At 65.6% G+C, this 22,726-nt stretch carries 20 protein-coding genes; 15 read left to right on the forward strand and 5 right to left on the reverse strand.

The window, feature by feature from the left end; translation table 11 throughout:
• The first annotated feature begins 21 nt into the window (after positions 1–21).
• From AB0I54_RS35665 to AB0I54_RS35710, 10 genes are all read left to right on the forward strand, one after another.
• Complete coding sequence (locus tag AB0I54_RS35665) at positions 22–1,446, forward strand: MmgE/PrpD family protein (RefSeq protein WP_363300402.1); 1,425 nt, start codon at positions 22–24, stop codon at positions 1,444–1,446.
• Positions 1,443–2,267 carry an SDR family NAD(P)-dependent oxidoreductase gene (locus AB0I54_RS35670; protein WP_363300403.1) on the forward strand — a complete coding sequence of 275 codons (825 nt, stop codon included), beginning with the start codon at positions 1,443–1,445 and terminating at the stop codon, positions 2,265–2,267. Before AB0I54_RS35665 ends, AB0I54_RS35670 begins: the two co-directional genes overlap by 4 nt.
• Before the next feature lie 2 nt (positions 2,268–2,269).
• On the forward strand, positions 2,270–3,397 hold the full coding sequence (locus AB0I54_RS35675; RefSeq protein ID WP_363300404.1) for a CapA family protein: 1,128 nt from the start codon (positions 2,270–2,272) through the stop codon (positions 3,395–3,397).
• Positions 3,398–3,450: 53 nt separating this feature from the next.
• Entirely contained in the window at positions 3,451–4,587 is a 1,137-nt protein-coding gene (locus AB0I54_RS35680) for an extracellular solute-binding protein (RefSeq protein WP_363300405.1), read from the forward strand.
• Between the two features lie 77 nt (positions 4,588–4,664).
• Positions 4,665–5,555 (forward strand): SDR family NAD(P)-dependent oxidoreductase, encoded by an 891-nt coding sequence (locus tag AB0I54_RS35685; protein ID WP_363300406.1) that lies wholly within the window; start codon positions 4,665–4,667, stop codon positions 5,553–5,555.
• A gap of 81 nt (positions 5,556–5,636) precedes the next feature.
• Complete coding sequence (locus AB0I54_RS35690; RefSeq protein ID WP_363300407.1) at positions 5,637–6,845, forward strand: CoA transferase; 1,209 nt, start codon at positions 5,637–5,639, stop codon at positions 6,843–6,845.
• A gap of 50 nt (positions 6,846–6,895) precedes the next feature.
• Positions 6,896–8,050, forward strand: a complete 1,155-nt coding sequence (locus AB0I54_RS35695; protein WP_363300408.1) for an acyl-CoA dehydrogenase family protein — start codon at positions 6,896–6,898, stop codon at positions 8,048–8,050.
• A gap of 210 nt (positions 8,051–8,260) precedes the next feature.
• Positions 8,261–9,526, forward strand: coding sequence for a cytochrome P450 (locus tag AB0I54_RS35700; protein ID WP_363300409.1), 1,266 nt, complete (start codon positions 8,261–8,263; stop codon positions 9,524–9,526).
• A gap of 19 nt (positions 9,527–9,545) precedes the next feature.
• Positions 9,546–10,520 (forward strand): PDR/VanB family oxidoreductase, encoded by a 975-nt coding sequence (locus tag AB0I54_RS35705; protein ID WP_363300410.1) that lies wholly within the window; start codon positions 9,546–9,548, stop codon positions 10,518–10,520.
• Entirely contained in the window at positions 10,486–11,262 is a 777-nt protein-coding gene (locus tag AB0I54_RS35710) for a hypothetical protein (RefSeq protein ID WP_363300411.1), read from the forward strand. The genes AB0I54_RS35705 and AB0I54_RS35710 overlap by 35 nt, the downstream gene beginning before the upstream one ends.
• Before the next feature lie 73 nt (positions 11,263–11,335).
• Here AB0I54_RS35710 and AB0I54_RS35715 read toward each other — a convergent pair whose 3' ends face one another.
• Both AB0I54_RS35715 and AB0I54_RS35720 read right to left on the reverse strand, forming a co-directional pair.
• Positions 11,336–12,202 (reverse strand): enoyl-CoA hydratase/isomerase family protein, encoded by an 867-nt coding sequence (locus AB0I54_RS35715; protein WP_363300412.1) that lies wholly within the window; start codon positions 12,200–12,202, stop codon positions 11,336–11,338.
• A gap of 97 nt (positions 12,203–12,299) precedes the next feature.
• The gene (locus tag AB0I54_RS35720; RefSeq protein ID WP_363300413.1) at positions 12,300–14,051 is read right to left on the reverse strand and encodes an iron ABC transporter permease; all 1,752 of its coding nucleotides are present in this window, start codon (positions 14,049–14,051) and stop codon (positions 12,300–12,302) included.
• 100 nt (positions 14,052–14,151) lie between these two features.
• Here AB0I54_RS35720 and AB0I54_RS35725 point away from each other — a divergent pair, with 100 nt between their 5' ends.
• The 4 genes from AB0I54_RS35725 to AB0I54_RS35740 all read left to right on the forward strand — a co-directional run bounded on the left by AB0I54_RS35725 (position 14,152) and on the right by AB0I54_RS35740 (position 19,105).
• On the forward strand, positions 14,152–14,910 hold the full coding sequence (locus AB0I54_RS35725) for an SDR family oxidoreductase (RefSeq protein ID WP_363300414.1): 759 nt from the start codon (positions 14,152–14,154) through the stop codon (positions 14,908–14,910).
• A gap of 68 nt (positions 14,911–14,978) precedes the next feature.
• A complete protein-coding gene (locus AB0I54_RS35730) occupies positions 14,979–16,130 on the forward strand; it encodes an ABC transporter ATP-binding protein (RefSeq protein WP_363300415.1) in 1,152 nt (383 codons plus the stop codon).
• 84 nt (positions 16,131–16,214) lie between these two features.
• On the forward strand, positions 16,215–17,666 hold the full coding sequence (locus tag AB0I54_RS35735; protein ID WP_363300416.1) for an MmgE/PrpD family protein: 1,452 nt from the start codon (positions 16,215–16,217) through the stop codon (positions 17,664–17,666).
• Positions 17,663–19,105, forward strand: coding sequence for an MmgE/PrpD family protein (locus AB0I54_RS35740; protein ID WP_363300417.1), 1,443 nt, complete (start codon positions 17,663–17,665; stop codon positions 19,103–19,105). Before AB0I54_RS35735 ends, AB0I54_RS35740 begins: the two co-directional genes overlap by 4 nt.
• Positions 19,106–19,182: 77 nt before the next feature.
• Here the strand turns inward: AB0I54_RS35740 and AB0I54_RS35745 are convergent, their stop codons facing one another.
• A complete protein-coding gene (locus AB0I54_RS35745) occupies positions 19,183–19,629 on the reverse strand; it encodes a VOC family protein (RefSeq protein ID WP_363300418.1) in 447 nt (148 codons plus the stop codon).
• Positions 19,626–20,111 (reverse strand): VOC family protein, encoded by a 486-nt coding sequence (locus AB0I54_RS35750; RefSeq protein WP_363300419.1) that lies wholly within the window; start codon positions 20,109–20,111, stop codon positions 19,626–19,628. The genes AB0I54_RS35745 and AB0I54_RS35750 overlap by 4 nt, the downstream gene beginning before the upstream one ends.
• A gap of 87 nt (positions 20,112–20,198) precedes the next feature.
• Between AB0I54_RS35750 and AB0I54_RS35755 the strand changes: the two genes are divergently transcribed.
• Positions 20,199–21,272, forward strand: coding sequence for a zinc-binding dehydrogenase (locus tag AB0I54_RS35755; RefSeq protein ID WP_363300420.1), 1,074 nt, complete (start codon positions 20,199–20,201; stop codon positions 21,270–21,272).
• Here AB0I54_RS35755 and AB0I54_RS35760 read toward each other — a convergent pair.
• Positions 21,228–22,679, reverse strand: coding sequence for an MFS transporter (locus AB0I54_RS35760; protein WP_363300421.1), 1,452 nt, complete (start codon positions 22,677–22,679; stop codon positions 21,228–21,230). The two genes, AB0I54_RS35755 and AB0I54_RS35760, sit on opposite strands and share 45 nt — an antisense overlap.
• Positions 22,680–22,726: the final 47 nt, after the last annotated feature.

Genomic DNA, 22,726 nt, shown 5'->3' on the forward strand with positions numbered 1-22,726 from the left:
GACTAGATTGGACGATGATGAATGGTCGAGCCTGACGTCGGGTTTCATGACAACACCACCTCGGCGATCGCTTCCTGGGCGGCGTCGGTGCGCCGTGCCGACATTCCGGAGTCGACCGTGCGGGCCCTCGTGGGCCATCACCTCGACACGGTCGCGTGCGCCGTTGGCGCGATGAGCTTTCCGCCCGCAGTTGCGACGCGCGACATCGCATGCGAGTCACCCACCGATCGGGGCGTCTCCGTCCTCGGCGCGATCAACAAGGTCGCCCCAGAGGCTGGCATCTTTGCGAACACGGCGATGGTTCGCTACCTGGACCTGAACGACAACTACTTCCGCCTCGGTGGTGGCCACACGAGCGACCTGATTCCAGCTCTCTGGGCTGCCGCAGAGTTGACCGGTGCGTCCGGGGCGGCACTTGTCGAGGGTCTTCATGTCGGCTACGAGGTCCACATGGCGCTGGCTGATGCAGTCGACCTCCGCGACCGAGGCTGGGACTACCCCGCCTTCATCAGCATCGCGACGGCTGCCGCGACGTCGCGGATGCTCGGTCTGAGCGTCGACCAGACGGCACATGCGCTCGCGATGACGATCACGGGTACGTCGGCGCCGCTCGGCAGCAGCCGTGTGGGCGAGCTCGGCAACTGGAAGGCGCTTGCCTCGAGTCATGCGGTGATGAACGGGTTCATCGCGGCACGCCTGGCGAGCCGCGGCGTCACCGGACCGTCGCGCGTCATCGAGGGCCATCGTGGCTTTCAGCACCTGGTGACCGGGCCCTTCTCCCTCGAGCACCTCGGCCGTCCCCGCGACGGTTTCACCGCGGGGGAGCGTTCTGCGTACAAGCTGCACGTCGCTGACTTCAACACCCAGACCGTGGTCCAGGAGTTCGTCGAGCTACATCGTCAGGGCGTTCGGCCGGATGACATCGACTCGGTCACCATCGCTGTGCCGTGGGTGACGTGGAGTGAGTGTGGCGGCGGCCAGGACGACCACGACGAGAAGTGGGATCCCAAGACGAAGGAGACAGCAGACCACAGCATCCCGTACGTCGCCTCGGTCGCCCTTGTCGACGGCTTCGTCCAGAAGGAGTCCTACCTTCCCGAGCGATACCTCGACCCGGCACTGCGACCGATCATGGCGAAGATCGAGGTTGTTGCTGACGCGGAAATCACCAAGACGTGGGTCGAGAAGCCGACGAACGTGATCACCCTTCGGCTGAAGTCTGGCGAGGTGCGCGCGATTCGCACGGACTACCCGCGTGGCCACCACCTGAATCCGGTGGAGGAGCGCGAGCTCGTCACGAAGTTTGAATACCAGTGCAGGTCGCTCGTTTCGAGCGAGATCGCGGAGCGGCTGCTTGCCACGCTGCAAAAGCTGGACAGTCTGGACACGCTTGGCGAGATGTTCGCCGACATGAGGTCCCTTGAGATGAAGGTGGAGACGCAATGAGCGTCAAGATGCTCGAAGGAAAGACTCTTCTCGTGACGGGGGCTGGCTCCGGCATTGGCGCCGCGACTGCTCGCCTTGCCGCGCAGGAAGGTGCGCTCGAGGTCGTTGTTGCAGACCGCGACGGTGAGGCTGCCGCCAAGGTGTGCTCCGAGATCAACGCCGAGGTCAACGCCCAGGTCGCTTTGGCGGTCGATATGGATGTCAGCGATGTCGCCGCGGTCAACGCGGTTGTGGAGCAGGTCATCGCACGCCACGGGCGACTCGACTGTGCCGTCAACAACGCCGGCATCTCCGGTCCGCGAAAGCGTCTTGGTGACTACACCGACGAGGAGTGGCGCAAGGTCGTCGCGATCAACCTGGACGGCCTCTTCTACTGCATGCGGGCTGAGTTGAAGGCGATGGGGGAGCAGGGTGTGGGAGCGATCGTCAACATCGCCTCGGGCGCCGTTGTCGAGCCGCCGCCGGGCCTCGCGCCGTACGCCGCGACCAAGTCTGGTGTCGTGGCCATGACCAAGGCGACGGCCGGTGAATACGGGCGCAAGGGTGTGCGGGTGAACGCCGTCCTTCCCGGCAAGACGCTGACGCCGCTGCTGACCCTGAACTTCGACGAAGCGAAGCTGGCCCAGGTCATGTCGACGGCGCCCATGGGCCGTATCGGCGGTCCCGAGGAGCTCGCAGAGGCGATCGTCTGGCTTTGCTCCGAGCGGAGCTCCTATGTCAACGGCGCCGAGCTGCTCGTCGACGGTGGTGGGCACGCGGCCTCGCGGATCAAGGAGGGCGACCTCGATCGTGATGACAGCGCCGCGGCGGCGGGTGCCTGAGCATGACCAGGAGCATCGAGATCGTCGCTGTCGGTGACGTCGCCATCAATCGCCCCGACCCGCTGAGCGCGCTCGCGCTTGTGCGCCCGATCTTCCAGGCCGCGGACGTCACGTTCGCCAACTGTGAGTCCACCTACGCGAAGAACTGGACAGCCAACCCGGCGGCCCGAGGCGTCGTTCGCTCGGATCCTGAACAGCTCGAGGGTGTCGCCTGGGCTGGTGTCGACGTCGTGTCGTTCGCCAACAACCACCACCTTGACGCGGGCTACGATGGCTTCCACGAGACCCTGGAGCACCACGCTGCTCACGGGATTGCTGTCTGCGGCGCCGGCAAGGATCTTGCGGCCGCTCGTACTCCTGCTGTGATCGAGCGTGACGGGGTGAAGACGGCCTTTCTCGCGTACTCCTCGATCCTCTGGCCTGGGTATGAGGCTGGACGTGGCAAGCCGGGCTGTGCGCCGATCTTCGTGGATACCCACTACGAGATGGAGGAGCCCGAGCAGCCGGGGTGTCACGCGAGGGTGTCGACGTACGTTCGCGCCGAAACCCTGAAGATGCTGCGCGAGGACGTGGAAGCTGCTCGCGAGGTTGCTGACGTCGTTGTCGTCAGCGCGCACTGGGGCATCCACTTCACTCCAGTGGAGATCAGTGACTATGAGTCGGAGTTCGGCCGGGCCGCCATCGATGCGGGAGCGGACCTGGTCCTCGGCACGCACCAGCACATCCTCAAGGCAGTCGAGGTCTATCGCGGGAAGGCGATCTTCCACGGCACGGGCAACTTCGTGATGGACGTTGACCTGCAGCCCTACAAGGACAGTGAGGGCGTCAAGAAGATGCAGGAGCACTTCGGTGACTTCGGCCTGAAGTACTACGAGGACTACCCGCTGTATCCGTTTCATCCGGACGCGCGCAACACGGTCATCGTGCGCGCTGTGGTGGAGGACGGGGCCGTGAAGCGGGTGTCCATGGTGCCCTGCCTGATCAACGGTGACGGTCAGCCGGCGCCGCTTGACCCGTCGGACCCGCGTTTTGCGGATGTTTGCAACTACCAGATCGAAGTCACCAAGGCCGCTGGCTTTGGTACGTCATTCGATGTCGCGGGCGGCGAGCTCGTTGTCTCTCTCGGCTGAACGCAAGTTCTGGCAAATCCTTTGCCCGTGACCCTCGCCACACTCTGATATTCATGATTAAGGTGATCAGGTCTACTGAAGCGCCTGCGGGCGCCTCTGATGAAGGAGCATGCACGATGCGCATTCCCATGACTGCCCGCACGGCGGTTGCCTCGATTGCCACCGCCGCGCTGGTCATGACGACCGCCGCCTGCGGTGGCGACAGCGAGGCCGACAAGATCGACGCTTCGAAGCGTCCGACCGACGCTGCGATGGCGAAGCTGTACGACGCGGCCGTCAAGGAGATCAAGGCCGACGGCAAGCTTCACGTCTACACCGGCATGCAGGACGCGATCTCCGCGAAGCTCGGAGAGGACTACACCGCGCGCTTCGGTCTCCCGATCAAGACCGAGAACATCGCGGGTACGTCGCTCACGGAGCGCTACGTCAACGAGTCGAAGTCGGGCAAGATCGTGGGCGACGTGCTCATGCTCGGCTCCTGTAGCTTCATCGAGCAGCAGATCAAGGACGGCCTGATCGAGTCCTTCGATGGCCTGGGCCTGCCGCAGTTCCCCGCGGCCGACTGGCCGAAGAGCTTCGTCTGGGCGGACTCCATTCCGGTCCTCCAGCAGAACCTCTGGGGCTTCGGCTACAACACCACCGAGGTGAAGGAGGCCGACATGCCGAAGTCGTGGGAGCACCTCCTCGACCCGAAGTGGAAGGGCAAGCTCCTCCTGATCGGCCCGGAGACCAGCACCGGTATGGCTGGCGCGTGGGACTGGCTCCTGCGCACCAAGGGTGAGGGCTACGTGAAGAAGCTCGCCGCCCAGGCTGGTCTGTGGGGCGCCGGTACCCAGTCCGCTGCTCAGCAGCTTGCTGCGGGCGAGCAGCCCATCATGGTCCCGACCGCGGAGACGGTCACCACGACGGTTGCCAAGGCGGGCGGGCCGACCGACTTCATCGCCCTCGACGAGACTACCGGTGCGCCCATGTGTGGCGGCGTGACCGAGGGAACGTCGCACCCGGCGCAGGCCAAGCTCTTCCTTGCGAACCTTCTCACCAAGGACGGCAACAACGAGTTCAGCGCGATCCCGGGCAATGGCACGGTTGGTCCGTTCGGCGGGTCGCTGAAGTTCCCGGCGAAGTTCACGCAGTCCGCGACGCTCTCGCCGGCGCGCATCGAGGAAGTCATCAAGGCCGTCAAGGGCTGATGTCCCCAGTCGAGGGGCGGTCGGTGGCGGGTCATCCGCTGCCAACCGCCCCTTTCCATTTCAACAGGAGAATGTGCATGAACATCGATGGCATCCCGCACCAGGTCGTGGAGCGGTATCGCCTTGACCGGATCCCGTTCGGTCGAGAGCAGCGTTCGACCGCGGACCTGCTCAGCCTGGCCGGCAAGACGGCGATCGTCACGGGCGGTGGTGGCAGCGGCCTCGGCAACTGCACGGCTCACCGGCTGGCCGAGCAGGGTGCTCGGGTCGCGGTTTTCGACGTCTCGCGCGAGTTGGCCAAGACTGCGGCTGACGAGTTGATGGAGCGATGGGGCGTCCCGGCCCTCGCGGTTGTTGCGGACGTCGGCGATCTCGCGAGTATTGAGCTAGGTGTGTCGGCGGTGCTCGAGGCCTGGGGCCAGATTGACATCCTCGTCAACAATGCGGGCGGGTCGGGGTCGATCAAGGCGGACGGTGCGAAGGTCGAGCACCACGGCAGCTTCCTGAGCCTCTCGCTCGAAGATCTCCAGGGTGTCGTCCGGGTCAATTTCATGGGTGTCTTGAACATGTGCCGCGCGGTCCTGCCCGTCATGGTTGAGCGCGGCGTCGGCCGCATCGTCAACGTGTCTTCCGAGGGCGGAAAGACGACCGTCGATGATCTTGCCGTCTACAACGCGTCGAAGTCAGGCGTCATCGGCTTCACGCGAAACCTGGCGCGGGATGTCGGGGGCCTTGGTATCGGTGTCGTCGGCGTATGCCCGGGAATCATGGTCTCGGAACGCACCCTCAATACGTTGTCGACCGCTGTCAACGGCATTGCCAGTCTGGACTCCAGCTTCCCGCGCGTCTCCATCGACCGCATGTCACTCGCTGACGAAGTTGCGAGCGTCATCTCCTTCCTTGCCTCCGATGCGGGCGCGTACGTCAACGGCACGTCTGTCAGTGCGGGTGGCGGTCTCGCCGACTGATTCGAAGCCGCCAGATGCTTGCGGACCCATGTGACTGGCATTACTCTGACTATGATTACTACAGTACCTTAGGAGCTCGTGATGTCCTTCCCGACTGGCCTTCTTGACGGCGTACGCGTCATCGATCTGACCAAGGCGACCTCGGGTCCCTTCGGCACGCAGATCCTTGCCGACCTGGGCGCTGAGGTGCTCAAGATCGAGGAGCCGCCGACCGGGACGCATGCCCGCGATGTGATCGACGCGCAGAACCGCATCGACGACATGGACTCGTACTTCCTCTGTGTGAACCGCAGCAAGCGGAGCGTGGCGATCAAGCTTGGTGACCCGGAGGGCCTCAAGCTCCTCTATGCGCTGGTCGCAAAGGCGGACGTGGTTGTCAACAACTACCGCCCCGGTGTGGCCAAGAAGCTGGGAGTCGACTATGACGCGCTGAAGAAGGCGAAACCGCAGATCATCCTCTGTGAGCTCAGCGCGTTCGGCGCCACGGGCGACTATCGCTTCCGTGCCGGATTCGACATCTCGGTGCAGGGTGCTTCTGGCGTCACCGAGTTCTGCCAGATCAAGGACGAGGACGGCATCCCGCAGGCGGTTCCCGTCCCCATGGCCGACCTTGTCGGTGGCATGTACGTCGCAGTGGCGGTCCCGGCTGCCCTGCATCGTCGGGCCACGACCGGCGAAGGCTGCCGGATCGACATCGCGATGAACGATTCGCTGATGACGTGGATGGCCGGCTTCGGCGTCCAGATGCTCAACTTCCCAGGCACGCTGAACATGGAGCGCGCGCCCCGCTTCTGGGGTACCTACGCGACCGCCGACAAGCCGCTGACCATCGCGGCCACGCGGCGCTCGCAGTTCGAGCGCTTCTGTCGGATCCTGGGCCACCCGGAGTGGCTCGAGGACCCGCGGTTCGCTGAGCCGAAGGCGCGCGAGGAGAACTTCGAGACGCTCCGCAGTATGGCCACCGAGATCCTGCGCTCCAAGACCTCTGCCCAGTGGATCCAGCGGTTCGAGGAGGGGGGTCTCGCCTACTCCGAGGTGCTCACTCCTGATGAGGCTTTCGCGCACCCGCAGACTGCCGCGCGCGAGATGGTCGTCGAGGTCAAGGCGCACAGCGGGAAGTCGCTGAAGCTCCTGGGCAACCCGATCAAGGTCGACGGTGTCGAGCAGCGGTACGTCGCGCCGCCTCACCCCGGTATGCACACCGGCGGTGTCCTGGCTGACCTTCTCGGTCTCGAGACCGAGCGTCTGGACGAGCTGCAGGATGCCGGCGTCGTCTACCTCGGCGAGTGACTCGCCGCCCGTGTCATCACTGAACATCCCCACAGATTGAGAGAGTTGCCGTGACCATCGAGCTCAGCCCTGAGCAGAAGGACCTGCAGCGGACCGTCCGCGAGCTGGTCAAGAACAAGATCGACCCGATGCTCGACAACCTTCCGGAGGAGCCGCTGCCGACGGACGTGCTCCGTGAGGTGCTCCGCATGCTCGAGCCCTTCGGCGTCCTGAATGCGCGCGTGCCTGAGGAGGACGGTGGGTCCGGACTCGGTTACGTGAACCTCGGCTTGATCTACGAGCAGCTTCCGCCGGAGATCTCGATGGACATCGCGTCCAACGACATGATCGCCATGCGCCTGTGCATGGGTGGCTCCGACGCGCTCAAGCAGAAGTACCTCCCGGGCCTTGCGAGCGGCGAGCTGATGGCTGGCTCCTGCATTTCCGAGCCGGGCGCTGGCTCTGACGTGACGAGCATGGCCACAAAGGCCGTGAAGGTCGACGGCGGCTACCGCATCACGGGCCAGAAGGTGTGGAGCAGTCACGCCGCTGTGGCAGATGTCGTCCTGGTGGCGGCGAGCGTCGGCACGGATGAGCGAGGCCGCAGCATCGTTGGCCGCTTCATCCTCGACACGCGCGAGACCGATGGCTACGAGGCGCGAGACCTCAACATGATGGGTCTGAAGCGGCACCACCTCGGCGAGGTCACGCTGGACAACGCGTTCGTTCCGGACGAGAACCTCTGTGGTGAACCCGGTGACGGCGTGGCTGCTCTCACGCGATCCTGGCTCGGCGCTCGCGCCATGCTCGCGATCATGTCGGTGCACCTCATGCAGCGGGCACTGGAGGCCAGCATCGAGTACGTCAAGACGCGCGAGCAGTTCGGCAAGCCGATCGGTGCCTTCCAGCTCGTCCAGAAGGCGATCGTCGAGATGCAGACGCTGACCGACACCAGCCGTTACCTGGCGTACCGGACCCTCAAGATGCTGGATGACGGCGAGTTCCCGCGCCTGGAGTCGTCACAGGCGAAGTACTACGCCACCGAGGCTGCCGTGAAGGTCACCAACATGGCCATCGAGCTGCACGGCGCCATGGGCCTGTCGTGTGAGCTGCCGCTCGAGAAGTGGGCCCGCGATGCTCGCATGCTGTGGGTTCCCGACGGCACGGGCTACATCCAGCGCCTGATGGCGGGTCGCGAGATCCTCGGACTCAACGCCATCCGCTGAGGTCCAGGGTGACCGGTTCTTCCGCCGCTCCATGGGCTGCCCAAGCCAATGCCCGGGTCCGTCGCCGACGGCCCCGGGCATTGGTCATGGTGCGGACGCCTAGAAAGATGCGCTCATGTGTTGCGCTCATAGTCGTAATTCGTATAATGATAAACAGGGTTTAGTCGGACTTTGAATCCGGCCACGTACTTGATGAAGGTGGACGCTCGCATGATGAATCAAGCCAACCCCCACGCTGGCTGGGACCTCAGCTCGGGTGTGAACCTCGAGCGCTACGACGAGGTCGAGGAGGTCCTGCGTCGCAGCCGTGACTTCAACCTCGAGGGCACCAAGGCAGAGTCGCTGGAGTTCGTGGGTGGCACCTTGGTTGCGATCGATGGCCGTCCGCACCTGAACCGGCGCAAGGCGCTGTCGCGGATGCTGAGCCCGAAGATGCCCTGGGGCGCTGAGGGCACCGCGTTCGAGGCGGTCTTCGCGCACTACGCCGCGCTGACGCGAGCTTCCGCGGAGCCGGGGGCGACGGAGGTTCGCTTCGACCTCCTCGACTTCGCGGCACGCGTCTACTGGCGCCTGGTCGCCGGCATGATCGGCGTCGACCAGATCGAGTCGGAGGCTGACATCGAGCGCTTCCGCGAGCTCGCGACTCACATCGTCATGGGCATCACGGTCGAGTACGTCGCAGACGAGCTCAAGGACGAGATCCTCGAGAACGCGCGGGCGGCGGTCGCCAAGATACGCGAGGAGGTCTATGTCCCCAGCTTCCAGCGCCGTCTCGAGCTTGTGCGCGAGGCTGGCGATGACCTGGCCAAGAAGGATGCGCTCCCGGGTGACTTGATCACCAGCATGATCGCTGTCGAGGACGACCTCGACGCGATCGACGACACGGCCATCTTCCGCGAGATGGTCGAGCTCATGGCGGGCTCGATCAACAACCCCGTTGCCATGGCTGCCTACGGACTCGACGACGTCATTCCGTGGCTCGACAAGCACCCGGAGGACCTCGAGCGTCTCCAGGACCGCACGTTCCTCAACGGCGCCATCGCCGAGTCGCTGCGTCTGCACCGCGCCACGCGCCCGTACCTCGCCCGCATCGCCAATAAGGACGTCGTCCTCGAGACGGGGCGCGAGATCAAGGAGGGCGACTGGGTCTACAGCTGGCTTGGTCCCGCCGACCGCGATGCGTCCGTGTTCGGTGACGACTTCGACGCCTACGACCCGTACCGCAAGGCACTCAAGGGGAAGGTGCCCGGCTTCGGCCTCGCCTTCGGCACCGGCGCGCACATGTGCCTCGGTCGGCCGATCCTCATCTGGGAGCAGGGTGGCAACGAGGCACAGGGTGTCCTCGTGAAGATGCTTCGCCTCCAGCTTGAGAGCGGGATGCGCCCGGACCCGGAGGGTGTCCAGCAGGAGTCTGCGGGCGCTGAGGGCGGCAAGCGGTTCGTCCGGTACGACGTCGTCATGCCGGTCCAGGCTTGAGTTCGAAGGAGACACGATCATGGTGAACAACGCTGACCAGTCGCAGATCAAGCTGCGCCTCCGTGACCGGGTTGACGTCGCCCGCGACGTCGTAAGGCTCGAGTTCGAAGCCGTAGGGGGAGAGGAGCTTCCCGCCTGGGAGCCCGGGGCCCACCTCGACATGTTCCTGCCCTCTGGCATCTCCCGCCAGTACTCGCTGTGTGGAGACCCGGGGGACACCTCCACCTATGCGGTCGCGGTGCTCCGCGAGCCCGCTGGGAGAGGTGGATCGGAAGAGATCCACCGCGACTTCACGCCCGGCGTGGAGATCCTGTCGCGCCGCCCGCGCAATCACTTTGAGCTGGTGGACGCCCCGGACTACGTCCTGGTCGCCGGCGGCATCGGCGTCACTCCGATCAAGGCGATGGCCGAGGAGCTCGAGCGCCGCGGCGCCTCCTGGCGTCTGGTCTACGGCGGACGCAGCCGCGAGTCGATGGCTTTCGCCGACCAGCTGGCTGCGTTCGCACCTGAGCGGGTGACCCTGGTCCCGCAGGACACGGACGGTCTCCCGGACATCGCAGGCATCGTCGGCGGCCTGTCGCCGGAAGGCGTCATCTACTGCTGTGGTCCCGCTCCGCTTCTCGACGCTGTCGCTGCGGCATGCGAGACGGCCGGGGTCGCTGACCGGCTGCACATCGAGCGCTTCTCGGCGCCGACGGATGCTCCGGAGATCGACACCAGCGGTGACTTTGCGTTCGACGTCGAGCTGCGCGCCTCCGGCGTCACGCTGCACATCGCTGCTGACCAGAGCATTCTTGAGGCAGTCCAGGAGATTCGCCCGGACATCGCCTCGTCGTGCCTCGAGGGCTACTGCGGCAGCTGCGAGACCGACGTTATCGAAGGCCAGCCGGATCACCGCGGAACCCTGATGAGTCCGGAGGAGCACGACGAGGAGGGCACGATGCTGATCTGCGTCGGCCGTGCGAAGTGCTCGAAGCTGGTTCTGGATCTCTGACGATGCCGACGGCGGCGTCACGCGCAAGGTGTTCGATTTCGTCGGCGTCAACGTCGTCGATGACCCTTCTGGGTTTGAGGCACTCGAAGCACTGGGCGCCAAGGGACTTCCCGTGCTCACTCGAGGCGACCAGTTCGTGTTCGGTCTTGACCTGGCGATGGTCGACGAGATCCTGGGTGTCCAGTCGGAGGGTGCATACCTACAGGTTGAAGAACTCGTTTCGCGCTCCGTGCGGACCGTCGACGCCGCCTTGCGCTTCTTGCGCCAGTTTCCGGTCGAGCGCTACGAGGACGGCTTGCCGGGCCGCCCTGGGCGTACCTACTTCGGCCTCGTCAACCACGTCGTGGGGCACCTGTGCAGGCTTGTCCTCGTAGCTGAGGAACGGGACACGGACTTCTCGCCCGTTGCGGTCTACGCCTTGGCTGGCTATCAGTCGCCCGAAGGTGAGGACTACCTGAAGGCAGGCACGACGATCGCGGACGTCGAGGCACGTGCAAGCGACCTTCAAGGTCGGGCGGCGACCTGGCTCGCCAGCGGTGACGATCCGGATCGGGTCGTGGAGATGTTCTACGGCGCTGTGCCGCTGCGCCGGGTGATCGAGTCCAACGCTTACTCGGTCATGCAGCACACTCGCCAGATGCAGGCCGTCATCACCTTCCTCGGCCTGCAGCCTGATGGCCCGATTGATCCCACGGAGTTCGAAGGCCTCAACCTCCCCCATGCGCTTTGGGACGAGGTCTGAGAGCCGGCGCGATCAGAAGCGAACGACAAACAGGGGCTGCCTCCGAAGAGGCAGCCCCTGTTGCTTTCGTACGTCAGGCCTGCTTGCCGCGCGAGCTCGCAAACGCACGGGTCGCCGCAAAGCCGTCGGTCTCGATCATCTGCGTCGTCCAGGCAAGGTAGTCGTAGCGCAGAGCCTGCTCGAGGCTCATGTCGGGCGCGGCGTTGGCCACCACCTTGCCGAAACGTACACCGACCGGGTCGCGCTGGGCGGTGGCTCGGGCCATGTCGATTGCGGTCTCGACGAGCTTTTCGGGCTCGGTGACAAGCGTGGCGAGTCCGACCCGGAGGGCCTCGGGACCGTCGAGGATCTGGCCCGTCCACACCATCTGCTTGGCCATGGAGGGACCGACGATCCGGCTCAGGCGGCTGGTCGCTCCGGCGCCACCGACGTGGCCGACGTTCGTCAGGTGCAGGTCGCTGATCTGGGCGGTGCGGGAGGCGATGCGGATGTCACAGCTCATGGCCAGCTCTACGCCGCCGCCCGTGCACACGCCGTCGATGGCGGCGATGACGGGCTTCGGGTATGTCTCCAGCCGGTGCCACAGTTCGCGAATGCCCTGGGCACCGAGGTGGTCGCCGTCGAAGACGCCTGCCACCTCGCGGGCGAGATCGAACTCCCGCTCACCGGTGCCGGCGGACCCGTGGGCTGCGCCCTCGTGGACGTCGGCCCCCGCGCAGAAGCAGGGGCGGCCATCCGTGCGCGGGCCACCGGTGATGACGAGGACCCGGACGTCGGGATCGTGCTCGAAGCGCATGATGGCGTCGCCGAATGCGCGGATCATCTCCTTGTTGAGAGCGTTGAGTCGGCGGGGGCGGGACATCGTCAGGACCGCGACGCCGTCCGCCACCTCGACGGAAAGGACGTCCTCTTCGGTGGCCTCAAGCTTCTCTGTGGTCATGTGTCACTCCTTCTCAGGGCCGGTCGGCCCTGAAATGGCCTGCGGCGGCCGATGGGCCGCCGCAGACGTCTTGTTGTGGAATTCCTGAAGCGCCAGATCAGGCCTTCTTGGCCTTCTTAGACTTGCGCAGGCCGGCATGTCCGGACAGGAAGTAGCCAGCGAGGTTGCCAAGTCCGATACAGGCAGCCGACACGAGGACGAGGGTCACCGCGATGGCCGCGAGGTCTGCGAACTTTCCGGCGTTGAAGGTTTGCAGGATCGCGTAGCCGACGACGGGCTTCTCGTTCGACGCGAGCATCGCGGCAACTTCCATGTCTCCGGCGACGTGGACGAAGACGAGCGTCCAGCCGGCGACCAGCCCCGGGATCATGAGCGGCACAAGGATCTTCCGGAAGATCTTGCCCTCCTTCGCGCCTGAGACAGCGGCGGCCTCTGACATCGAGTCGCTGACCTGGGCCGCCGCGGCATCCGCGATGATCGAGGCCTGCGGGATCGTCATCGCCATGTAGGCGATGACGAAGAGCAGGAAGCTGCCCTGCAGGTAGAACGGCGCGCCCGAGTAAGCCAGGATCATGCCGATGATCAGCACGAACCCGGAGACCACGACGGGCAGGCGGATCGCACCCTCGAGGATGCGGCTGACAACTCCGCCGTGGCGGCGCATGTAGGTCGACATCAGGGCAGCGAAGACGATGATTCCGGTCGCGGTGATGGCGGCTAGGACAAGGCTGTTGCGGAACGAGTCAATGACGTGCTCGTCCTGCCACACACGCTTGAACGAGTCGAAGCCGAGGTTGCCCAAGTCGATCCGCTGGCTCCAGAAGCCCTGGAGCGCGGTCAGCAGCAGACCGACCATCGGCAGCACGCCGGAGACCAACAGGAAGCCGATCATCAGGGCGCGGGCGGGCCACTTGCCCCATCCGAGCCGGACAGTCGTGCCGCGGGCGCCGCGGCCGCCGATCTGCACAAACGTCGCCGACTTCATGATGCGCAGCTGAATCAGCCAGGCGCCGCCGACGAAGAGCAGGATGAAGAGGCTGAGGCTGACCGCGAGGTCGGTCTGCGGCGGGTACGTGAAGTTGATCAGGCGCACGATGCGGACTGTCAGAACCTCGATGTTGCCACCCGTGCCGATGATGAACGGGATGGAGAACATCGCGAATCCGAACCAGATGAGCATGACGGCAGCGGCCGAAACACTCGGCCTCATCGCGGGGAGGGTGACGCGCCAGAACGTCTTGAAGCGCCCGGCGCCAGCGACACGTGCCTGCTCTTCGAGGTCAGCCGGCATGTTGCGCAGTCCGGCCGACACGAACAGGAAGGCGTACGGCACCAGTGCGTTGAAGTAGCAGAAGATCAGGCCGTACATCGTGTAGATGTTCAGCGGTCCTCGCGTGGCCTCGACGCCGAAGAGGCCGAGGAAGTCGCGGATCCAGACGTTGAGGATGCCAGCGCCGGGGGAGAGCAGCAGCACCCAGCCGATCGCGAAGGCGATTCCGGGAAGAAGGAAGGGCATCAGCGGGACGAAGTCGGTGACTCCCGGGATGCGAGCGTCGGTGCGCTCGTTGAGCCACGCCATCAGGCTGCCGATGATCACGGCGAGGATGCCGGCTGCGAAGACGACGATCACCGAGGTCTTGAGGACTTCACCGATTCCGTCGGAGGCGAACGCGCGACGGATCGGCTCGAAGCTCGGCGCGCCATCGACGATGAACAGGCTGACAACCACCTTCAGGAAGGGGTAGCCGACCATGACGCCGACGGCGGCGATCAGGGTGAACGAGGCGCCTTGGAACGCCGACACCCGGCGCCGTGGACCCGCGAGCCGGGTCAGGACGTCGACAGACATGGTTACTCCTCTGTGAGACGTTAGCCACGGATAGTCTGACTACTATGACCATATTGGTCAAGGGCGAGTCTGGATCGCTTTTGCAGCGAAGGAGATGGGCATGGATTCACAGCGGCATGCAGGGAAGACGGCGATCGTGACGGGTGCGGCGAGCGGCATCGGGCTCGCGACAGTCATTCGCCTGGCTGCGGAAGGTGCGCATGTCATAGGGTGCAATCGGTCGGCTGAGGCGCGCGAGCGCGCCGCTGGCGTTCTGGAGGAGCTCGGCCTCAGCGCGCGCTTCGTCGATGCCGACGTCACGGACCAGTCGTCCGTCGATGCCCTGGTCGCAATGGCGGACGGGCGGGTCGACCTGTTGGCAAACGTTGCAGGCGCGATGGACGGCTACGCCACGGTCGCCGACGTCAGTGATGAGGTCTGGCACCGGGTCATCGACGTCAACATGACGGGTGTGATGCGACTGTGTCGGGCCGTAGTTCCGGTGATGCAGGCGCAGGGGAGCGGGTCGATCGTCACCGTCGCCTCGCGCGGCGCGCAGTTCGCCGGCCCCGCCGGCGTCGCCTACGTGGCAAGCAAGCACGGCGTGCTCGGCCTTGCGCGGAGCATCGCCTGGTACTTCGGACCCGAGGGGATTCGCTCGAATGTCGTGCTCCCGGGAGCGGTCCACTCCGAGATGCACAAGTCGTCCCAGCGCAGTGGCTGGGCCTTTGAGCGTGCAGCCATCGCCAAGGGGCCCATGCCAGACCGCAAGGCCGACGCGGATGAGATTGCTGCCGCGATCTCCTGGCTGGGATCGGACGAAGCGAGCTACGTCAACGGGGCGACGCTCAACATTGACGCCGGATGGTCCGTTGCGTGATGAATCTATTGACAAACCATGATTATGATACGCAGTATGGCGCTAGTCACAACGTGAGGACTGACCGCATGGGCGTCAGTCGCGAGACCGAGGAAACGACGTTGAACCAGGTACAGACTCCCGCGATCGAGGTCACGAACCTCGTCAAGCGTTTTCAGCGCCGAGACGGCGAGCGCGTCCAGGCGATCGATGACATTTCGCTGAGCGTCAATCCCGGCGAGTTTGTCGTGCTGCTCGGCCCGAGTGGCTGCGGCAAGACCACGCTGCTCCGTTGTGTCGCCGGCCTTGAGTACCCCGACGCCGGCCGCATCGACATCCAGGGCAAGACCAAGTTCAACGCGGACTCCAAGCTGGTCGTCCCGGCTGAGGGGCGCGGCCTGAGCATGGTGTTCCAGTCCTACGCGCTGTGGCCTCACATGACGGTCTTCGAGAACGTCGCGTTCCCGCTTCGACAGATGAAGGTTGAGAAGTCGGAGATCAAGCGCCGTGTCACGGGCGCCCTGAAGCGGGTGGGTATCCCGCACCTGGCCGACTCCCACCCGAACCAGATATCCGGTGGCCAGCAGCAGCGAGTCGCTCTCGCTCGCGCGCTTGTCCCCAACACGGGTCTGATCCTGTTCGACGAGCCCCTCTCGAACGTCGACGCCCGCGTCCGTGACGAGCTCCGCTTCGAGCTTCTCGAGATGCAGCGCGAGATCGGCTTCGCCGCGCTCTACGTCACCCATGACCAGTCCGAGGCCATGACCATGGCCGATCGCATCGCGGTCCTGGGCGACGGCAAGATTCGCCAGCTCGCCCCGCCGGAGGAGGTCTACGAGCGTCCGGCCACCCGGTACGTCGCGGGCTTTGTCGGCACGATCAACGAGCTTGAGGGAACGGTCACCGAGCTGCATGCCGGCGGCGGCGTCAGCGTGGACACCGCGATCGGCAAGGTCGGGGGTCAGGTCGGTGCCGGGTCGCAGTACGTCGTGGGTGACCAGGTCGCTGTTGTGTGGCGCCCTGAGAACGTCCGCGTGACGCTCGACGAGGTGTCCGGCGTCAACTCCTGGCGCGGGAGCATCGATGCCTCGGTCTTCGTGGGTACCCACCGTGAGGCGCTCATTGATCTCGGCGCCGAGAAGATCCGTGCGTTCGGCATGGGATCCAAGTTCCCGGACGCGGAGGCCCAGGTCTCGGCAACGGTCTCGCCCGAGGATGTTTGGGTCCTGCCGCGCGACTGAAGTTCGACTTCACCAGACGGGCCCCTGGCTTCGACACACGTCGGATGCCGGGAGCCCGTTCTCTTTGTCGAAAGGAACAGCCACGTGATTGAGACAGAACTGGCGGCACCGGATGCGGCGTCCCGCGCGGTCACGCGTGATCTTGCTGCGTTTGCCGTCAACGTCGACGCGACGTCTATCCCCGGGGATCGACTCGAGCTCCTGCATCTCGCCGTCCTCGACACGGTGGGCGTCGCCGTCGCTGCGTCGCGTGAGAAGTCGGGTCGAATCGTCTCGCAGTATGCCCAGGCCTTTGGGCCGGGAAGCGGCGCGACCGTCTTCGGCTGTCCGCGCGGTGCAAGGGTTCCTGCGGAGTTCGCCGCTCTGGCCAACGGCACCATGGCGCACGCCCTTGACTTCGATGACATGCACACCCGCCTCGCCGGCCACCCGTCGGCAGTGCTCGTTCCCGCCGTTCTGGCACTGGCTGAGGAAGTCGGTTCCAGCGGTGATGACGTACTGACGGCCATGGCTGTGGCCTACGAGGTCGTGCACCGCGTCGCCGCGCTGATGGGCTATCCGGCACTCTTCGCCGGCTTCCACCCAACGGGGGTCTGGGCTCCCGTCGGCACCGCGGCTGCCGCGGCTCGTCTTCTCGGACTTTCGATCGACCAGGCGTGCATGGCGCTCGGGATTGCCGCTTCGCAGGCAGGTGGTCTGCGTGCCAATTTCGGCAGCATGGTCAAGCCGTTCCATGCGGGGCACGGAGGAATGGCAGGGATCATGGCCGCGAAACTGGCTGCTCTTGGGTTCGTCGCTGGTGACGATGCGATCGGAGGGCCCAACGGCTTCGTCCATTGTTATGGCGGCGACCGCGAGCGGATCGCAGAGGTGGTCGAAGGACTCGGTACGCGCTGGTTCCCGCTTGAGGGCTACAGCGTCAAGCTCTACCCGGCCTGCGGCAAGACGCACGCGACGGTCGATGCTGCGCTCGCCCTCCGTGGGGAGTGCTCGGTCGAGGCGATCGACCGCATCACGATCGACGCGGACGAGTCAGTCGCCGACGTGCTGCCCTACAGCCGCCCCGCCACGGGGCTGCAAGCCAAGTTCAGCCTCGAATACGCCGCCGTGGTTGCGCTGCTCGATGGCAAGGCCGGTCTTGCGCAGTACACCGACGAGCGCCTGGCTGATCCCCGGCTGCAGGACCTCCTGATGAAGACCGAGTCCCGCCTCAGTCCGGGCAATACCGAGGAGCAGTTCTTCGTCAACGAGACGGTGACGCTGCATCTGCAGGACGGTCGTCAACTGACTAACCAGGTAGCGCGGGAAGCCGGGGACCTGGGTCAGGAAGTCCCTCGTGAGGACGTCGTCCGGAAGTTCCGCGATTGCTGCGAGGGCACCCTGAGTGACGCTGCCGTCGACGCGTTCCTCGCCGGTTGGGAGACGCTTGCGACCATGCCCGACGTGTCGGCATGGATGCGGGGGCTCCAGGGTGCTGGAGCGGACAGCTCCGACTCGCCCGACGCATGCCCTCACGTCCGGAGTGATGCACTTTGACGCAGAGCTATACGTCCACCCTGGCCGAGCATGCCGTCAGCGTGCGCTTTGAGGACCTGCCGCCGACAACGGTCGAGGCAACCAAGGTCCTCATCCTCGACACGCTTGCGGCAACGGTCGGCGGTCGGCACATGCCATCCACGCAGATCGTCGCCGACGTCCGGCTTGCTGAGGGCGGCTTGCCGCAGGCGAGAGTCCTGAACACGGGGGAGTGGACGTCAATCGCGGGTGCGACGCACGTCAACGCTCACATGACCAACGCCCTCGATATCGAGGACACGATCAGTCACTCCGGGCACCACAGTGCGTGCACGGTCCCGCCCGCACTCACGGTCGCCGAGGCGATCGGGGCAAGCGGTGAGGACCTGATCGCCGCGGTTGCGGTCAGCTACGACATCGGTGCCCGCATCGCCCGGTCGTGCCAGCAGCTCAACGTGGTCGACGGTGAGCGCGTCGAGATCGCAGCCGTCACCGGCCTGACCTATGCGGCGTTCAGCTCGGTCATCGCCACCGGCTGCCTGATCGGGCTAAGTGCGGACCAGATGCGTCATGCCATCGGCATCACGATGTCCACGGCGGGTCTGCCCACAGCGGGCCGCTGGGCGGAGACGCGGTCGCCACGCCCCATGACGAAGTACGCCATGTACGGCGCGCTGGCCGAGGCCGGGGTGCGCGCTGCCTACCTGGCTTCGGCTGGATTCACGGCCGACATGGACGCCCTCGACGGTGAGCGGGGCTTCTGGCGGATCATCTCCTCCTTGTCGGTCGACTGGGAGTGGTTGACCAAGGACCTGGGAGAGCTCTACCTCGGTGACCAGACGTCGTTCAAGCTCTTCCCGGCCTGTCACTGGGCCATTCCGGCGCTCGACATCTTCGACCGAATCCGCCGTGAGGAGGACCTGAAGGCAGGCGACATCTCTGTCCTCGAAGCGCGCGTGCCCGCAGGCGCTGTTGCCAAGTTCATGGACCGTCCGGACGTCGACTCGGTGATCGACGGCCAGTTCAGCATCCCGCACGCGCTCGCGCTCGCGGCGGTCTACGGGGATGCGGGGCCGCACTGGCACACCGAGAAGGCACGGACCGATCCGGACGTCCTCGGGTTCCGCGATCGGGTGGCCGTAGTCCCGAATGCCGATGCCGACGCGGAGATGCGGGCTTACCTCCTGAAGCACGGCTACTGTGACCTCCTGCCGACCGAGGTGACGGTGAGGACTGTCGATGGCCGCACCTTCACCGGCTTCCAGGAGTACGGCCGTGGAGACTTCTGGGAAGGGTGCCAGACGGCGTCGTACGACGACATCGCGCGCAAGTTCCTGGCGTTCGCCTCGCCGTCGCTGGCAGAGCGGGCGGGGGTGGCGCTCGACCTCATCGGCCGGCTCGAGTTCGTCGGCGATGTGACTGAGCTGGTCAACGCCCTGTGTCAGGAACCGTCGTCCTGATCTTGACGCCCCGGGGCCAAATGACGAATCCCGGGCTGGTCCAGAGGATGACTCTGGGCCAGTCCGGGATTTCTGGTTCAGCGAGCCGGGTAGTACTTGTCGAGGCCCTTGCGCTCGACGTTCACGTTGCACGCCTCGAGCCAGATGCCGAGCTTGCTGGCGAAGAACGCAGCGCGCGAGTCGGCGGTGACGTCGCCACCAGTGCGGAACCACTCGCACTCGGCGAGGCGAGCCTCCTCCTCGGCGATCGTCGGGGCGCCGGCCCAGTAGCCCATGTGGTGGAAGACCGTGCCGTCCATGGGGGCGTTCGGCGTGCCGGGGATCGCCTCGAAGAGCTCGAAGGCGACAGGGCCGTCGGTCGCGAACGCGAGACGCGTGTCGATCTTGTATGGCGTGCCGTCCGGGTACGTCGCGTCGCCGACGAAGTGCTTGATCGGGGTCCACTCACGCAGGAGGAGGCTCTCGCTGAACTTCTCGATGCCTTCCTCCAGGTTCGGGACGGAGAATGCAACGTGCCAGATCACTTGAGGTCCTCCAGGTTCGGGTAGAAGTGCTCGAGGCCAGGGCGCTTCGTCAGGACGTGGCAGGACTCGAGGATCATGTCGTAGGGGCCCTCGCTGAGCAGGATGCGGCGCAGACCGTTGTCCGGGTCGTCGCGGTAGTAGATGCACGGGTAGCCCAGGGCGGTGAGACGCTCGTCCTCGGCGACCAGGTCGTCGGACCAGTAGCCGAGGTGGTGGAACCGGCTCTGGCCGCGCTTCACGTTGGGCGTGCCCGGGTTCTCCTGGATCAGCTCGAGAGCCAGGGGGAAGTCCGACGAGAACGCGATCGCCGACTTGATCCGGTACGTCGTGTCGCCCGGCCCGAAGACCTCGGTGTCGACGTGGTGCGTCGGGATGAAGCTCAGGCCGATGCCAGCCATGAGCTCCGCCTTGGCTTCCTCGACATCGTCGACGATGAACCCGGCGTGCCAGATCTGACGGGGCCTCTCGTTTAGTGTGCTCATAATAACCATAGTATGGAGGGCGTCGGTCACACGTCCAGAGGTGGCGGTGAACATTCCGCGCTTCGCGCAATCGAGAGGTTGATCTGCATGACAACGAAGACGGCTCGCTCGCTCGTCCTCACCGGACCCCGTTCGGTGGAGATCCGTGAGGTCTCGCTGCCTCGGATCGGTCCCGACGACGGTCTCCTGGAGATCGAGTCGAACGGCCTCTGCGGCTCGGACGTCGAGTTCTACGATGGGTCCCTTCCGGGGTACCCGAACCCGATGACCCTCGGTCACGAGCCCGTTGGGCGGATCGCAGAAGTCGGCGCTGCTGCTGCCGAGCGTTGGGGGCTGTCGGTCGGCGATCGGGTCGTCGTGAACTCGGCTCTGCGGTGCGGCCACTGCGCATCCTGCACGGCGGGTGGCTATTGTCGCGGTCGTTCCTACGGCACCATCTCTCCGAACGTGATGCCGGGGCTGTGGGGCGGCATGGCCTCGCACCTCTACCTCGATCCTGCCTCGGACCTGTTGCGACTCAATCCGGAGGTGACTGCCGCGGCGGCCGCTTTCCACAACCCGCTGGCCAACGGCTTCGAGTGGGCAGTCCGTGCTGCCGGCGCGACTGCTGGTGTCGACGTCGTCATCCTGGGAGCCGGGCCACGCGGCATCGGGTGCGCCATTGCGGCGGCGTCCGTGGGGGCCCGCGTCACGCTCGTCGGGCTCGAGCGCGACCGGAACCGTCTTGAGCTCGTGCGCAAGATGGGGATCGACCGGGGCATTGCCGTCTCCGGCGGTGGATATGTGCATGAGCTCCGGGACCACCTGGGGCGCGAGGTGGACACCGTTGTCGACACGACGCCGCACTCCGTCCAGGCGACGGCCAAGGGCATCGCCGCGCTGCGGACGGACGGGCGGCTCGTTCTGGCTGGTATCAAGGGCCCCGGCAAGTCCATTCCGGTCGATGCCGACACGATCAGCATGCGCCGGCTGAGCATCATCGGCCCGATCCCGAAGACGCGGGAGTCGCTCCAGCGATCGGTCGACCTGATCAACAGCGGTTACCCGGCGCTCGACCTGCTGACTACTGAGTCCTTCGCTCTCGACCAGCTTGCCGAGGCGATTGCCCAGGTCCTTTCAGACGACGTCGAGCGGCCGATCCACGTCCGGATCGAGCCGTAGGTCCTCGTTGCTTGCGAAGCGGCGGCGACGAATCTGCTGCACGAGCAGGTCGCCGAGGACAACGATGCTGCAGCCGGTCACGAGCGAGAGTGCGAGTGGGGTGAGCTCGGAAGCGCTCGCCTCCTCGCCGAAGATGATGCCGGACAAGGCTGCGGTCACGATGGCGCCCGAGTACCAGAAGGCGCGCATCAAGCCAACGGAGGCACCGACCTGCTCCTTGGGGACAAGGCGGAAGACCTCGTCCTGACTCGCCATGTAGAGCACCCCGATCGGGGCCGCGAACAGCAGCATGATCGCCATCAGGACGCCGAGTGGGGTTGCTCCGTCGACCAGCAGGAGCGTCAGTGTGCCGCACAGCTGGGTGATGTTGGCGACCATCAGGATCCGGCGCTTGTCGTGGATGCGCACCGCGGCCAGCGAGATGACTGCGGCGAGGAACGTCATCGGTGCGAGGACGAGGCCGACGTCGAAGATGGTCAGGTCGTGGCCCTGCTGGAGCCACTGCGGCCCCAGGATGGTGACGCTGTAGAGCACGACACCCGAGATGAAGAAGCGGAAGTAGACCCAGCCGAGGAGCGGATTCCGTCCGATCAGGCGTACGTCGACCACGGGGCGTGGGTGTCGGCTCTCCCACCAGATCAGCGCGGCCAGCGCCGGGCCGACCGTGATTGCGGGGATGAGGTGGCCGACGGGGGTGTCGGTCAGCGTCAGGCAGCCGCTGGTCATCACGGCGATGGTGAGCAGCATCCCGATCGGGTCGAGTGTCTCGCGGTTCTCGCCCGGGGCTCGATGCCACCGCAGGTGCCTCAGGGGGAGTGAGAGTGCGATCGCGCAGAGCGCGATGGGGACGTTGATGAGGAAGGCGGCGCGCCAGCCGAACGGTCCGACCAGTGCTCCTCCGAGGACCGGCGCGAGGGCTGCCGCGCATTGCTGGAAAGCGGCGGTGATGGAGAGCGCCCGTCCTGCGGCCGACGGACCGTAGTCATCGGCGGCGATCCGGATCAGCACCACGGTGGCGCCGTACGACGCGGAGGTGCCGACCGCGATGAGCGCCCGGCTCACGATGAGCACCGAGATGTCATTGGCGAGAGCGCCCATCGTGCCGGCAGCAGCCACCAGAGCGAGGCCCCCGCTGAACAGAGGGAAGGGCGGGATCCGGTCGGCCATGGCTCCGAGTACCGGCTGAATGGTTGCGCTCGCCAGGTAGAAGGCGATCACGAGCCACACCGTGTGCTTCATCGAGGTGTGCAGGCCTTCGGAGACGAGCACGAGGCTCATGGCGATGACCGATGAGTTGAGGGGGTTCATCGACGTGCCGAGCAACATCGGCACGAGGAGCCCGAGCGAGAAGCGACGGGCCGGATGCGACTGATCAGCGGTGTGGGCGGAGGGTGACACAGGCGGCATGGCTTCCTCGGGACGGAGGGTGGCCTGTGGGGTCTGTCACAGGTCAT

The organism is Streptomyces sp. NPDC050625, assembly GCF_040654755.1.
In the GTDB taxonomy this organism is placed as follows: Bacteria; Actinomycetota; Actinomycetes; order Streptomycetales; family Streptomycetaceae; genus Streptomyces.

Excerpts from the sequence above, each read along its gene's own strand:
- AB0I54_RS35670 (WP_363300403.1), top strand. The coding sequence starts at position 1,443 with ATGAGCGTCAAGATGCTCGAAGGAAAGACTCTTCTCGTGACGGGGGCT.
- AB0I54_RS35680 (WP_363300405.1), top strand. The coding sequence starts at position 3,451 with ATGATTAAGGTGATCAGGTCTACTGAAGCGCCTGCGGGCGCCTCTGAT.
- AB0I54_RS35750 (WP_363300419.1), bottom strand. The coding sequence starts at position 20,111 with ATGAGCACACTAAACGAGAGGCCCCGTCAGATCTGGCACGCCGGGTTC.
- AB0I54_RS35725 (WP_363300414.1), top strand. The coding sequence starts at position 14,152 with ATGGATTCACAGCGGCATGCAGGGAAGACGGCGATCGTGACGGGTGCG.
- AB0I54_RS35700 (WP_363300409.1), top strand. The coding sequence starts at position 8,261 with ATGATGAATCAAGCCAACCCCCACGCTGGCTGGGACCTCAGCTCGGGT.
- AB0I54_RS35720 (WP_363300413.1), bottom strand. The coding sequence starts at position 14,051 with ATGTCTGTCGACGTCCTGACCCGGCTCGCGGGTCCACGGCGCCGGGTG.
- AB0I54_RS35760 (WP_363300421.1), bottom strand. The coding sequence starts at position 22,679 with ATGCCGCCTGTGTCACCCTCCGCCCACACCGCTGATCAGTCGCATCCG.
- AB0I54_RS35705 (WP_363300410.1), top strand. The coding sequence starts at position 9,546 with ATGGTGAACAACGCTGACCAGTCGCAGATCAAGCTGCGCCTCCGTGAC.
- AB0I54_RS35755 (WP_363300420.1), top strand. The coding sequence starts at position 20,199 with ATGACAACGAAGACGGCTCGCTCGCTCGTCCTCACCGGACCCCGTTCG.
- AB0I54_RS35730 (WP_363300415.1), top strand. The coding sequence starts at position 14,979 with ATGGGCGTCAGTCGCGAGACCGAGGAAACGACGTTGAACCAGGTACAG.
- AB0I54_RS35690 (WP_363300407.1), top strand. The coding sequence starts at position 5,637 with ATGTCCTTCCCGACTGGCCTTCTTGACGGCGTACGCGTCATCGATCTG.
- AB0I54_RS35685 (WP_363300406.1), top strand. The coding sequence starts at position 4,665 with ATGAACATCGATGGCATCCCGCACCAGGTCGTGGAGCGGTATCGCCTT.
- AB0I54_RS35715 (WP_363300412.1), bottom strand. The coding sequence starts at position 12,202 with ATGACCACAGAGAAGCTTGAGGCCACCGAAGAGGACGTCCTTTCCGTC.
- AB0I54_RS35675 (WP_363300404.1), top strand. The coding sequence starts at position 2,270 with ATGACCAGGAGCATCGAGATCGTCGCTGTCGGTGACGTCGCCATCAAT.
- AB0I54_RS35665 (WP_363300402.1), top strand. The coding sequence starts at position 22 with ATGGTCGAGCCTGACGTCGGGTTTCATGACAACACCACCTCGGCGATC.